Here is a 13131-nt window from a genome sequence, read left to right as displayed (position 1 = left end):
TCCCTTAGTTCGGTTGCCCTACTGGCCTATGGCTGCTTTTTGAAGTGATCGCAGCGCTGAGTACTGGTCATGAAGCTCCCGTGCAGTCTGGGACAGATAAGTGCGCACCGCACCAGAATGCGCGATGGGAGCGCGATGGGTGAGCTCTTCCTGGAAACGCGCATAGCGGTCGGTCAGCTTACCCAGATATGCGGCCTCGAAATCACCCGGGGGCATTTGTTCGAGTTTCTGGTATTCGTCATCGAGTGACGACGTGAATTGGCGGTCCGCATCTGAGGATTTTGTCTTGATGCCGAGCGCAGCCAACCGCTGCTCGTTCTGAAGGTGCTCGCGCTTGAGCCTGTCGGCAATGGCCTGGACGTCCCGGGATGCAGGGCGACGCAGAACCAGCTCGGACAGCTTGATCTGCTGCAGATTGAAGGCGTGCACGTCTGCCAGGCTTGCTTCGTCCGCCGGACGGGACGCGTCATGCGCATCCGCACCGGACGGTGCCGAGTAGGCCGCAGGCGGCAGAGCAAAGACCAACGCTAGAAGGGCGATGGATGTCGCAGTGCGGATCATCATGTGTCCTCGTCGTTCAGGCCGGGAAGGGGGAATCGCGCCGTTCACGCCTTGCCACCGCCTAGCGCTTCCGCGCCGCGCGAGGTCAGGTCGGTATTGCCGTCTTCCCCTTGGGTCGCGAGACCGTTGAACACGGCCCAGTTGGCCTGGTCACCGGTGACATGCTTGCCCGCCTTGATCGCTTCGAGGATGTCGCGTTGCTCTTGGGAGCTGGGATTCATTGGACTGACTCCTGGGCTGTGGGGATTTTTTCCTGCTGAAGAAATGGCCTGGGACCTGGCCTGCGATTTCCACGCTCGATGCGGCTATTGGCCCCCTCGGGTAGGCGGACGTATTCCCGCAAATACCTGCCGCGCGGTATTGCGCAGGATGTTGGTCCTGTCCGGATCCCTGAGAACGCTTTGTGCGAAGGCCTTGACCTGCGCGAGCGTCAGGTGCGGGGGCAGCGGCGGCACATCCGGATCCGCCTTGACCTCGATCACGGTCGGCCGGTCCGACTGCAGTGCGATGTCCCACGCATTCCCGAGCGCCTCGTCGTCATCGACGTAGACGCCGCGAAGGCCGATCATCTCGGCAAACCGGTGGTACGGAACAGACGGAATCGTCTGCGAAGCCTCGAACTTCGGATCGCCTTCCATGACCCGTTGCTCCCAGGTCACCTGGTTGAGATCCGAGTTGTTCAGGACCATGCAGATCCAGCGGGCGTCGGACCATTGCCGCCAGTACTTGGCGACCGTGATCAGCTCGGCCATGTTGTTCATCTGCATGGCGCCATCGCCGACCAGAGCGATCACCGGACGATCCGGATGCGCGAACTTTGCGGCGATGGCGTAGGGCACCGCTGCACCCATGGACGCCAACCCGCCGGAGAGCGAGCACATCATGCCGCGCTGGACCTTGAGGTCGCGGGCATACCAGTTGGCGCAGGAGCCGGAGTCTGAGGTGACGATGGCGTCGGCAGGAATCCGCGACGACAGCTCGGACACACTGCGCTGGGGATTGGTGCCATCGACTGCCGACATCTTTGCCCGCGCGTCCAGCGTCTTCCACCATGCCGACGTCCAGCCGGCAATCTGCTTACGCCACTGCTCGTCCTGCGCAGGTCGCAATAGCGGGAGCAAGGCGCGCAACGTTTCGCCGGCGTCGCCAAGCAGGTTGACCTCCATCGGATAGCGAAGGCCCAGCATGTCGGGCTTGATATCGATCTGGACTCCGCGCGCTGCGCCCTCCTTGGGGAGGAATTCCGCATAAGGAAACCCGGATCCGATCATCAGCAGGGTGTCGCACTCGGCCATGAGCCGGTCGCTGGGCTCGGTGCCCAACAGTCCGATGGATCCCGTTACCCAGGGCAGGTCATCCGGCAGCGCGGCCTTGCCCAGCAGCGCCTTGGCGGCACCTGCGCCGAGCCGACCCGCCACGGCGATGACCTCGTCCATGGCATCGAGCGCGCCGGCGCCGACGAGTAGCGCGACTTTCTTGCCTGCATTGAGCACATCGGCGGCGTGCTGCAGATCATCCTGGTAGGGGATCAGGCGGGACGGAAGGAATCCCACGCCCGAGTGCAGGGTTCCATGCTTGCGCGCTGGCGGCGCATAGGCCTCGTCCTGCAGGTCGTTCGGAAGGATGAGCGCGGCGACGCGACGCTCGCCCAACGCGGTCCGGATGCCCCGGTCGACCAGGTGTCGCACCTGCGCGGGCACGCTGGCCTGCTCCACGAACGAGCCGGCGACATCCTTGAACATCGAGACCAGATCGAGTTCCTGCTGATAATGGCCACCGAGCGCCGAGCGTGCCTGCTGTCCGACGATGGCCAGCACCGGTTGATGATCCAGCCGCGCGTCGTAGAGCCCGGTGAGCAGATGCGCCGCCCCCGGGCCGGAAGTGGCGATGCACACACCAAGCTCACCGGTGAACTTGGCGTGCGCCGAGGCCATGAACGCGGCCATCTCTTCGTGACGGGCCTGGACAAACTCGATATTGCCAGCGCGGGCGAGGGCGCCGAAGACGCCATTGATGCCATCGCCGGGGTAGCCGAAGATGCGTCGGATTCCCCAGGCATGCAGCCTTTCGACGAGGAAATCGGCAACGGTTGTGGTCATGTGTGCCTCACGCGGCGAGAAACGGGAGAGATGAGAGATGTCCGCAATCGCCTGCATGCGATCGCGGAGCCCATCCTTACCCTAGTGCGTGGGCGGGTATCCATGACGTGCAGCGCGGGCCGCGCGGTGTTGACATGACCTTACGCACGCAACGACGTGATGGCCTTCCAGCGCGCCGGAACGTTAATTTTGCTGAAGGCGCACGCGAGGAGGAACGCATCCATGTTTAACGCCGCCGGCCTAGGATCGAATGTCTGCCCCCACGCGCGGAAATACCCCATGCGAACGCTGCTCAGCTGTACGGTCGTGCTCATGCTCGCGACCGGATGCACCTCACCATCCAAGGACGGCCGGTCACACTCGACCGTTGGTCCCCACGCTGCGCAGGCGGTCTCCAGGTCCGATGCCCAGATCCTGTCCGTGGTCAGCGCGATCAATCACAACGAGATCGCCATTGCGCAACAGGCACGGTCACGCAAGCTCGCGGCCGGCGTGGGCAACTATGCATCGATGATGATTCAGGACCATTCGGCCAATCAGAAGGAGATCGAACGGCTGGGAACACCGGTGGCAAGCGAGCGGAGCCAGGCCGGACTTGCCGAGGGCCAGGCGCTTGAGTCCGCGCTTGCAGCGCACGACGCGGACTACTCGCGGGCGTACATGGAAGCGATGGTCAAGGAGCACGTCAAGGCGTTGGACCTGCTTCAGAACACGCTGCTGCCGCAGGCCGAGGCCGAAGGGGTCAAAGCCCATCTCATGAATACCCGGACCAGCGTCCAGAACCATCTCAAAGCCGCCAGGTCGCTGGAAGACACGTTAGAACGCGCAAACCCTTCCTAGCAGGCTTCAGTCCAGGCCCTGAGTCCGACCCCGCGTGACGCATGTCAGGAACAACGGAGCGGCAGATACTGGCATCTGCCTGGCTTCCGTCGCGCCATTCCACGTCCCGCGATCCAGGGCGGCTGGGCTTCAAGGCACCGACGCCACGCGGTCGTGGTCTGGCTCACCAGCCACCGGTGCCACCAGCACGTCGCTCAAACGCGATTCCAGTGCGATCAGAAAGCTCGAAAAGCCGCCTGGCGCGCGCGCCTGCTTTCGACTACTGGTCGTCACCACCAGATCGACCGGCCAGGCGACCCTCGCGCCGCTCCGCACGGCAGCCTCCACCAGGGCCACGTCCTCGCCACACGCCAGGGTGCCGAATCCGCCACTCAGGACATAGCGGCGGGCGCAGATGCCCATGTTGGCGCCGTGCACGTGTCGATGGGCTCGAACGCCTTGTTCGTGCTGCATGAAGGCCTGCGCCATTTCGGGCGGGTAACCACTCCAGTCCTCGACTTCCACCGTCCCGCAGACCACCTCGGCCCCGGTCGCCAGCTGCCTGGCGAGCCAGTCCGGGGGGACGCACGTGTCGGCATCGGTCGTTGCAAGCCATCGCGCGCCCGCTTGCAGCGCATGCTGCGCGCCCGTCGCCCGGGCAACGCCTACGCCGCCAGGCGATGGCGCCTGCAGGACCTGCGCGCCACAGCGCCGTGCGATGTCGGCGGTCTGGTCCTGGCAATGGTCGGCCACCACGATGACGACGACCTGCTCGCCATCGAGGTCCAAGTGCGAAGCCGCAGTCATGATCGAAGCCACGCATCTTGCGATGCTCTGGGCCTCATCGCGCGCCGGCACGATCACCCCAATCATCGCAGGCCCTCGCGCTGCGCCACCGAGGTGGAAACCTGGCTCCAGCCTTCCAACAGGAAGTCGCTGTCCTCGTAGCGAAATCCGGCGGGCAATGCGAGCGTGCGGCCAATCTCCTGGTGTACCTGCGCGCCGTCCTGGTAGGCGCCTTCGAACGCCGGCTTCCAGTGACACGCGACCAGGACGCCGTCCGGGGTTAGTGACGCTCCGATCCGCTCGATCGTCTCCACCAGGAGGGACGGCGCCAGGTAATAGCCAATCTCGCTCAGGACGATGAGGTCGAACGCGCCAGTGGGCCAGTCACCTGGATGGATCGCCTGTTCGAAGCGGACGTTCGCCAGCGCGCCGTGGCGGGCGCGGGCCTGAAACAGCGCATTGGACGAGGCATCGGTGGCGAGCAGGGCGTCGCAACGCGCAGCCAGCGCGGCCGACAGTTCGCCCATTGAACAGCCGATTTCCCATCCTCTTGAAAAGCTCGGCTGCGGCAGGCACGCCAACACCAGGTCGCGCTTGCGGCGCTCGTACCAGCGGGTCCTGTAGCCAAAAGGATCCAGCTGGGCGTGAATGGCATCGAAGCGCTCGGCAACCTGCGAGGGCTGGCTCATGGGAGGAAAACCTCGAAGGTGCGCTGGAAGCGCGCAGTCACGTGGGGCGGCAGGATGGGCGCGGCCGGCGGCGGTGTGCTGGTTCCCAGCTGGGTGGCGAAACAATCGATCGCCGCGCGCTTACGCGCCTGCCAGGAAGGCGCCAGCTCCAGCCGTGTCGCCCGGCCCTGGAATACATCGGGATCGCCCCAGTGCCAGGCCCAGATCGGATATTGCAGGACCGGCAGACCGCGCGCGCCAGCGGCGGCCAGGGCCGCCTCGGCGGCGGCTTCGTGGTCGGGATGCCCATCGCGATGCCAGGTGACGCAGACCAGATCGCCCGGGCGCAGCCGCGCGTGCAGCCAGTCCTGCACCTGTCGCTCGTGATCGCGCAGCCTGCCATCGTCGAAACCGGCATGGACCACGTTCCGCGGGGTGGCGCCCAGCCGACCGGCAGCTGAAACAAGCTCCTGACGACGCGCCGGTGCCAGGCGCGCTGGCGGCCATGCCGGATCGGTGGGATAGGCGCCTTCCCCATCGGTCAGCGAGATCAGCAGGACTTCATGCCCCATCTCGCACGCCGCCGCGAGCAGGCCGCCGCACCCCAGGATCTCGTCGTCCGGGTGCGGTGCCACGACCACCAGACGTTGGCTGGCGCCCAGGAGCGCTTCCACGGTCACGGTCGGCATCGCAGCGATGGCTGGCGCGCCCAGCCAAGCCGATTCCGGGGTTCCCTCGCCGTGGATCTCCTGTCCCCTCAGAGCGTCCATGCATCGCCCTCCAGCCCGGCGCAATGCCGACCGACGCCCTCGAGCTCGCGTTCGGCATGGCTCTGGCGCGTGAAGACCTCCAGGTCCGCCACCCGCCGGGCATGTGCGCGATCCCCGCAGAGCGGGCCCGGGCCCAGGGCACGACCTACGCGATCGATGATGTCCCGGCAGACATCGTCGAGCAGCTGGCGAACCTGCTGTACCGCGCGCTGATGCGGATCGTCCGGCGCGGCGTCGATGCGAGAGGCGAGCTGACGCAGCAGGGCACCCGCACCCGCCAGCTGCACATCGATGGCGCCCAGATGCGCCGCGGCATGCGGGTCGCGCATCGCCCTCGCGTCGCGCCGCAGCCTTTCGGCGATCGCGGTCGCCGCGCCATACCAGCATGCCGCGATGCCCGCGCCGCCATGCCAGAAGCCTGGCCGTTCCACATAAGCGCCGGCATCGGCCAATTGTCTGGCGGGCACGGTGCTCAAGGTGAGGGTGCCGGTGGCGATGTCCTGCATTCCCAGGCCGACCCAGCCACTGTCGTCGATCTCGATGCCGGCGCTGTCCAATGCCACGGCGTACAGGCCCTGTGCGTCTTCCTGTGCATGCGTGGCCGTGATCAAGGCGTGGCTCACCAGGCGCGCGCCCGAGCACCAGGCCTTGGTCCCACTGAGCGTGGCGGTGACCGGATCGAAGCGCAGCGCCAGGCCCGGTGGCTCGGCCGCCCACACCGCCCACAGCTGGCCGGGCTGCGTCGCCGGGGCATGAAGTTCATGCAGGATGGCCTGAGCGTCGTAGTGGGCTTCGAGCAACTTGGCCACGCACAGGTCGTCCGCTGCAATGGCTGCCAGCACCTGCCAGCGGGCGAGTGTCTGGCCTCGTCCGGGATAGGGGAGCGCGGGATGACGCCCGAGCCAGGCATTCGCCTTGTCGGTGAGCGACGCGGCGACCGGCACGCCTTGCGGGCCGGCACTCCTGCTCGCGGCGTACTGTTGAGAGGGGGGCATGACGCGCACGCTAGGGGCGCCGCCGTGAATGGCGTGTTCATCGATCCGCGCGTCCGTTGACGCCATATGAAGGTCGGGCGCCTTACGGGGCCCGGGTTCGGTACAAGCAGGTTTCCACAACGTGTGGACAGGTTCGATGCGCTATCACCCGACGTGAACCCAGCGTGCGTGATGTTTCAGGCCATCCCGCGAGGAAGCCTTGGAATAATGAAGAACGCCGAACCTGAAACGGACCGCGTCGCGCTTCGGCTGCGGGTCAATGATCAGGCGCACACGTTGGAGGTCGCGCCCTGGGTGTCATTGCTGGACCTGCTGCGGGACCGCCTGCAACTGACCGGCACCAAGAAGGGCTGCGACCACGGTCAATGCGGGGCCTGTACCGTGTTGGTCGACGGTGTGCGCATCAATAGCTGCCTGACGCTGGCGGTGATGCACGCGGGGAAGGAGGTGACCACGGTGGAGGGCCTGGGCCAGCCCGATGCCCTGCATCCGCTGCAACAGGCCTTCATCGAGCACGACGCCTTCCAGTGCGGGTACTGCACGCCTGGCCAGTTGTGTTCGGGGGTGGGCCTGATCGGCGAAGGCAAGGCGCGCACCCGTGCGGAAGTACGCGAGTTGATGAGCGGAAACCTCTGCCGCTGCGGCGCCTATCCCCAGATCACCGACGCCCTCATGTCGGTCGCCCAACTGCCGATGGAAGACCGCGGCGATGCCGATCCAAACGCGTGGGAACCCGGGACCGTGCCGGCATGAACCCCTTTACCTATCAGCGCCCCGACACCATCGCGCAAGCGGTCACCCTGCTGTTGCGCGGTGGCGGCGATGCGCAGGCGGACCAGGCCAGGCCCATTGCCGGTGGAACCAATCTGCTGGACCTGATGAAGCTCGGCATCATGCGCCCCCGCATGCTGGCCGACCTCAATGGGCTGCCGATGTCCGGCATCTCACTCCGGAAAGACGGAGGTCTGTCCCTCGGTGCCCTGGCCCGCAATGCCGCGACCGCCTACCACCCTGAGGTGGAACGTCGTTATCCGCTGCTCGCCGCGGCGATTCTGGCGGGTGCCTCGCCGCAGATCCGCAACATGGCCTCCAATGGGGGCAACCTGCTCCAGCGCACACGCTGCACCTATTTCTACGATCGCGCCACCCCCTGCAACAAGCGTGAGCCAGGAACCGGCTGCTCGGCGATCGGCGGACTGACCAAGTATCACGCCATCCTTGGGGTCAGCGACGCCTGCATTGCGACCCACCCTTCGGACATGTGCGTGGCCCTGCGCGCCCTGGACGCGGTGGTGCAGGTGGTGGGGCCGGAAGGAGAGCGCAGCATCGCCTTCGAGGATTTCCATCGTCTGCCGGGCGAAACCCCGCAATTCGATACGCACCTGGCGCCGGATGAGGTGATCACCCGGATCGACCTGCCGCAGGCCGACGCCTTGGCCGGACACAGCAGCTACCTGAAAATCCGCGAGCGCCTGTCCTACGCATTCGCGCTGGTCTCGGTGGCCGCCGCATTGGACCTGGGGCCCGCTGGTGAAATCCGTGACGTGCGGGTGGCGCTGGGAGGCGTGGCCCACAAGCCCTGGCGCGTCCGCGAAGCGGAGCAGGCGTTGATCGGCGGCGCACCGTCCGCCACGGCCTTCGAAGGCCTGGCCGAAGCGGTGTTGGACGGCGCCCGGGGCCAGGGCCAGAACGACTTCAAGCTCACAATGGCACGCCGTGCAGTGGTCCGCGCCCTGGAACTGGCGCATGCCGGCACTGTACGAAATCGCTCGACCGTGGAGGAACCGGCATGAAAGACGCACTCGCGCCCCTGGTCCCACCGCGTGCACCGGAGGGCACCGGTGCCCGACCGACCGGAACGCCGGCGCATCGCGTGGACGGCGTCGACAAGGTCACCGGCCAGGCGCGCTACGCCGCCGAGTGGCCGGCCGCGGACCTGGCCTTCGGGGTGGTGGTCAACAGCACGATCGCGCGCGGGCGGATCACCGCATTGAGGACGTCCGCTGCCGAGGCCGTGCCGGGCGTGCTAATGGTCATGACCCACGAGAACAGGCCGAAGATGCGAGGCACGGGACTGTTCTACAAGGACATGATCGCTCCGGCGGGCAAGCCGTTCCGGCCGCTCTACGACGGCGAAGTGATCTACAGCGGACAGCCGGTGGCCTTGGTCATCGCCGAGACCTTCGAGGCCGCGCGCCATGCCGCCACGCTGGTGCAGGTGGACTATGAGGTATCGCCCCACCAGACCAATCTGATGGACAACCTGGAAAGGGCGAGGAAGCCCAAGCCACTCAAGGCCGGCTTTTCGGCACCGCCCAAGGACAAGGGCGAGCCGGACGCGGCTTGGCGGAATGCCCGGTTCCGGACCGATGCGCACTATTACAGCGGAACCGAGCATCACAATCCCATGGAGCTGTTCGCCACCACCGTGGTCCGCGCCCAGGATGGCCACCTGACGGTCTACGACAAGACGCAAGGTTCGCAGAACAGCCGTTGGTATGTCTCGCACGTGCTGGGGTTGCCAAAGCGCATGGTCACGGTGCGCAATCCCTATGTCGGGGGTGCCTTCGGCTCCGGGCTGCGTCCGCAGTACCAGCTGCCGCTAGCGGTCATGGGCGCGATCGCCCTGGAGCGCTCCGTGCGCGTGGTGATGACCCGGCAACAGATGTTCACCTTCGGCCATCGCCCCGAAACCTGGCAGCACGTGCGACTGGCCGCTGACGCGGAAGGGCGGCTGCAGGCAGTGCTGCACGAGGCGTGGGCCGAGACTTCCCGCATCGAGGATTATGTCGAGGTGGTGGTGAACTGGAGCGGGCAACTGTATGCCTGCGACAACGTGCATCTGGGGTATCACCTCGTACCGCTGGACCATTACACGCCGCTGGACATGCGCGCGCCCGGAGCCGCACACGGCGTGCACGCGCTGGAAGTGGCCATGGACGAGCTGTCCTATACGGTCGGCATCGATCCGCTGGCGCTGCGGCTGCGCAACTATGCCGAGGTCAATCCGGCCGACGACAAGCCTTTTTCTTCCAAGGCGCTGCGCGAGTGCTATCGGCTGGGCGCGGAGCGCTTCGGGTGGTCGCAACGCCCGCTTGCCCCAAGGTCACGCAAGGAGGGACGCGAGTGGGTCGGGTGGGGCATGGCCACCGGCCAGTGGGACGCCATGCAGATGTTCGCGCGGGCGCAAGCCGTGTTGCACGCCGACGGCCGCCTGGTCGTGAGCAGCGCCGCCAGCGACATCGGCACTGGCACCTATACGGTCATGACCCAGATCGCAGCCGAAGCACTGGGATTGCCGATGGAGCGTGTCTGCTTCGAGCTGGGTGACTCCACTTTGCCGGTGGCCCCCATCGAGGGCGGCTCCTCACATGTGGCCACCGTGGGTTCGGCGGTACACGGCGCCTGCCTCAAACTCCGCAAGGCCTTGCTGTCAAAAGCACAGTCGCTGCCCGAAAGCCCGTTCAAGTCGCTGAAAGCCGATCAGGTGGTCTTCGAAGAGGGCATGCTGCGCCTGGCGGCCGACCGCAGCCGCGGCATCAGCCTGGTCGAACTGCTCCAACGCACCGACAGCCCGCAGGTGGAAGCCCGCTACCTGCTGCTTCCCAACATGGCCAAGCAGCGCAAGTTCACGCGGGCCACCCACGGCGCGGTGTTCGCCGAAGTGCGTGTCGACGAGGAACTGGGAACCGTGCGGGTGACCCGGGTCGTCAGCGCGATCGCAGCCGGCCGCATCCTCAACCCTCTGACCGCGCGCAGCCAGATCATCGGCGGGGTGGTGTGGGGCATCGGCGCGGCCCTGCATGAGCACACCGAAGCCGATCACCGCTTCGGCAGGTTCATGAACCATGACTTCGCCCAGTACCACATCTCCGCAAACGCCGATATCCACCAGATCGACGTGCTCTTCGCAGACGAACACGATGAGGTTGTCAGCGCGTTGGGCGCTAAGGGTGTTGGCGAGATCGGCATGGTTGGTGTGTCGGCCGCAGTCTGCAACGCCATCTTCCACGCCACGGGAAACCGCATCCGCAGCACGCCGATCACGCCAGACAAGGTCATGGCGAGCAGTGACCAAGCGAGCGAGGCGCCGTGACCGGGACATCGTCTGCTAGGCGCGCCATGCACGGCGCCGGCGCCTCCCATCAGACCATGACCATCGACGCCGCGCTTTCGGCATTCGAAGTCGAGATTGAACATCGGCTCGGGAAGGCCGAGAGCGACGCAGCATGGTGGGATTTCGTGCTGGAGCTGTATGACACGCTCCGCTGCCAGCTGGCTCCCGATCTGCGCGCACGCTTCGAAGTGGTCGTCGACGGATGGCTCTCGAAGCGAGGTTACTCCAGCCTGTCGGTCCAACGCACCATGCGCAGCTGAGCTCGCTCCGCCAATCAGGGCGCGCAGAGCAAAGGTCTAAGACGCGGCCGGTTGATTGAGGCGGCATGGATGCTGGTGTGCAGGACTCAGCCAATTCCTTCGGGCAAGCATGTCAAGACGCAACCGGCGTCGCGTGCGTCCTGCCCGCGGCGCCTCACGACCCGCACGCCAGGCCTCGAGGCACGTGCGCGTCACCGATCGCGACAGCACCCGATGCCCAGCGCATATCAAGTTCGGGTGATGCCATGTCCGGTCCAGATTTCACTTGACCTGTCGCCGACATGGCTTGCAATGCATAGCCAACGCGAACACGAAGGGCGCGGCTTAGGGCTGGAGTTGATCGAGCAGTCGTTGGTCCCTGCCGCGGTTATGTCCATACAAATACGGAGCCCACGATGCCCATCCCCAATTACCCGACCCCTCCATTCAAAGCGCAGCAGCAGGACTTCCCCGGCAAGACCGGCCAAATGGAGCCCAGGCCCGATATCGGCGAATCAAGCTATGTGGGGCATGGTCAATTGAAGGGAAAGCGAGCTCTGGTAACCGGCGGCGACAGCGGTATCGGCGCTGCCGTAGCCCTTGCATATGCGCGCGAAGGCGCCGACGTTGCCATTGCCTATCTTCCGGAGGAAGCCGACGATGCAGCGCAGGTCGTGGCTCTGATCGAACAGGCGGGCCGCAAGCCGATTTCCATCCCTTGCGACATCAGCCAGCCCCGTGAGGTGAAGCGCTTGATCAAGGAGGCCGTCGATGGCCTCGGAGGCCTGGATGTTCTGGTCAACAATGCCGCCTATCAGCGCTACTTCGATTCGTTTGAAGAGATCACGCTGGAGGAGTGGACCAAGACTTTCGACACCAACGTCCATGCCACCTTCCACATGGTGCAGCGTGCGGTCGCCCACCTGGGCCCGGGCAGCTCGATCATCAACACCGCATCGGTGAACTCAAAGGATCCCACGCCGAACATCCTGCCTTACTCGACCACCAAGGGCGCCGTGGCCAATATGACCGTCGGCTTGGCCAGCCTTCTGGCGGATAAGGGCATCAGGGTGAATGCGGTGCTTCCGGGGCCGATCTGGACGCCGTTTATCCCCGCGGGCATGGCCAAGGATAAGGTGGAGAGCTTCGGCTCGCAGACTCCGTTCGGTCGCCCGGGCCAGCCCGCAGAACTTGCATCGGCCTACGTCATGCTGGCCGCGGACAGCTCGAGCTACACCTCGGGCGCTTTGATCACGATCGCTGGCGCGCAGGCCGTCCTCTAGGAACTAGCATGATTCGCTACAGTGCCTGAAGCCGGCCGCATCGCATTCTCCATGGAAAGAGAGCGGACAACCGCGATGACAGCACCTAAGCCACCAAGGCGCCTGTCTCGTCCAAGGGCTGCCTTGGTTTAGGGACACAACGGAGCGTCGGCGGCCTTGCCCCTAGGCGGCATGGATATCATCAGGCCTGCCGCAGAAGCGCGCGCGAGCGTGCTGCTCACAAGGGTGCCGTGGCGCGTGGTCACGCTGGGGCCGTGGCGGCCATTCATGGTGATCTTCAACCAGCAATGGCGCGGTGCCCGTCGCTTTCGGACAACCGGAGAGGAGCCAGATGCGTCAGTCAACAGTTACGACAGGGCAAGTCCCTCAGTGGCTGGACCTTGATGCCGAACGTGCACATTGGGAGGATAAGTTCCACACGTTGCCGTGCGCGCGCGTCGGTGACACGTTCGTGGAGTGCTGGCCGCTGATCGAGGCGGTGTACTACCTGTTCATCTCTCGTCCGCGTGCGACCTCGCAGGAGGCGCTTGAGCTGTATGCACCCCTTGCAGCCGAACATGATCGGATCTTGAGTGAAGAGGAAATGCGCGAAATGTTTGCGTTGATATGGGGGCGGCTTCTAAAGATCCGAAGGGGCGTTCCATTCCCCACTGGCTTGCTGGCTAGGCGTCGGTTTCCTGAGTTCGGCCTGCATTTGCCTTCTGTCACCAGCAAGGGCAACACCAGCCTGTGATCCCGCATCGGGCCGGGCAGGGCGCACCACCGCCCCTGGACTGATCCGCACGCGTTCCCCC

At 65.6% G+C, this 13131-nt stretch carries 13 protein-coding genes and 1 pseudogene; 7 read left to right on the top strand and 7 right to left on the bottom strand.

All coding sequences use genetic code 11. The features are described 5' to 3' along the window. Window positions 1–18 precede the first annotated feature (18 nt). The 3 genes from PJ250_RS17595 to PJ250_RS17585 all read right to left on the bottom strand — a co-directional run bounded on the left by PJ250_RS17595 (window position 19) and on the right by PJ250_RS17585 (window position 2660). Window positions 19–564, bottom strand: a complete 546-nt coding sequence (locus tag PJ250_RS17595) for a DUF4142 domain-containing protein (RefSeq protein WP_271645900.1) — start codon at window positions 562–564, stop codon at window positions 19–21. 41 nt (window positions 565–605) lie between these two features. Next, a complete protein-coding gene (locus PJ250_RS17590; RefSeq protein WP_271645899.1) occupies window positions 606–782 on the bottom strand; it encodes a hypothetical protein in 177 nt (58 codons plus the stop codon). Window positions 783–866: 84 nt separating this feature from the next. After that, window positions 867–2660: a thiamine pyrophosphate-requiring protein gene (locus PJ250_RS17585; protein ID WP_271645898.1), complete on the bottom strand. Its 1794-nt coding sequence runs from the start codon at window positions 2658–2660 to the stop codon at window positions 867–869. Between the two features lie 279 nt (window positions 2661–2939). Between PJ250_RS17585 and PJ250_RS17580 the strand changes: the two genes are divergently transcribed. Further along, window positions 2940–3500, top strand: coding sequence for a DUF4142 domain-containing protein (locus tag PJ250_RS17580; RefSeq protein ID WP_271645897.1), 561 nt, complete (start codon window positions 2940–2942; stop codon window positions 3498–3500). Between the two features lie 129 nt (window positions 3501–3629). Here the strand turns inward: PJ250_RS17580 and PJ250_RS17575 are convergent, their stop codons facing one another. From PJ250_RS17575 to PJ250_RS17560, 4 genes are read right to left on the bottom strand one after another with little or no spacing between them, the layout of a single operon-like run. Then, entirely contained in the window at window positions 3630–4352 is a 723-nt protein-coding gene (locus PJ250_RS17575; protein ID WP_271645896.1) for a glycosyltransferase family 2 protein, read from the bottom strand. Next, window positions 4349–4954 carry a class I SAM-dependent DNA methyltransferase gene (locus PJ250_RS17570; RefSeq protein WP_271645895.1) on the bottom strand — a complete coding sequence of 202 codons (606 nt, stop codon included), beginning with the start codon at window positions 4952–4954 and terminating at the stop codon, window positions 4349–4351. The genes PJ250_RS17575 and PJ250_RS17570 overlap by 4 nt, the downstream gene beginning before the upstream one ends. Then, on the bottom strand, window positions 4951–5703 hold the full coding sequence (locus tag PJ250_RS17565; protein WP_271645894.1) for a PIG-L deacetylase family protein: 753 nt from the start codon (window positions 5701–5703) through the stop codon (window positions 4951–4953). The genes PJ250_RS17570 and PJ250_RS17565 overlap by 4 nt, the downstream gene beginning before the upstream one ends. Then, window positions 5691–6698, bottom strand: a complete 1008-nt coding sequence (locus tag PJ250_RS17560) for an acyl-CoA dehydrogenase family protein (RefSeq protein WP_271645893.1) — start codon at window positions 6696–6698, stop codon at window positions 5691–5693. The genes PJ250_RS17565 and PJ250_RS17560 overlap by 13 nt, the downstream gene beginning before the upstream one ends. Before the next feature lie 243 nt (window positions 6699–6941). Between PJ250_RS17560 and PJ250_RS17555 the strand changes: the two are divergent. The 6 genes and pseudogenes from PJ250_RS17555 to PJ250_RS17530 all read left to right on the top strand — a co-directional run. Continuing rightward, a pseudogene (locus tag PJ250_RS17555) lies at window positions 6942–7451 on the top strand (2Fe-2S iron-sulfur cluster-binding protein); the annotation flags it as partial. Continuing rightward, on the top strand, window positions 7424–8491 hold the full coding sequence (locus tag PJ250_RS17550) for an FAD binding domain-containing protein (RefSeq protein ID WP_271645892.1): 1068 nt from the start codon (window positions 7424–7426) through the stop codon (window positions 8489–8491). The pseudogene PJ250_RS17555 and the gene PJ250_RS17550, both read left to right, overlap by 28 nt. Then, on the top strand, window positions 8488–10794 hold the full coding sequence (locus PJ250_RS17545; protein ID WP_271645891.1) for a xanthine dehydrogenase family protein molybdopterin-binding subunit: 2307 nt from the start codon (window positions 8488–8490) through the stop codon (window positions 10792–10794). The genes PJ250_RS17550 and PJ250_RS17545 overlap by 4 nt, the downstream gene beginning before the upstream one ends. 56 nt (window positions 10795–10850) lie before the next feature. After that, on the top strand, window positions 10851–11075 hold the full coding sequence (locus tag PJ250_RS17540) for a hypothetical protein (protein ID WP_271645890.1): 225 nt from the start codon (window positions 10851–10853) through the stop codon (window positions 11073–11075). A 395-nt stretch (window positions 11076–11470) separates the two neighbouring features. Then, complete coding sequence (locus tag PJ250_RS17535) at window positions 11471–12337, top strand: SDR family oxidoreductase (RefSeq protein WP_271645889.1); 867 nt, start codon at window positions 11471–11473, stop codon at window positions 12335–12337. A 331-nt stretch (window positions 12338–12668) separates the two neighbouring features. Next, window positions 12669–13070: a hypothetical protein gene (locus PJ250_RS17530; protein ID WP_271645888.1), complete on the top strand. Its 402-nt coding sequence runs from the start codon at window positions 12669–12671 to the stop codon at window positions 13068–13070. Window positions 13071–13131 lie beyond the last annotated feature (61 nt).

The organism is Pseudoxanthomonas sp. JBR18 (assembly GCF_028198165.1).
Classification (GTDB): Bacteria; Pseudomonadota; Gammaproteobacteria; order Xanthomonadales; family Xanthomonadaceae; genus Pseudoxanthomonas_A.
This window is presented reverse-complemented; position numbering and strand designations above follow the sequence as displayed.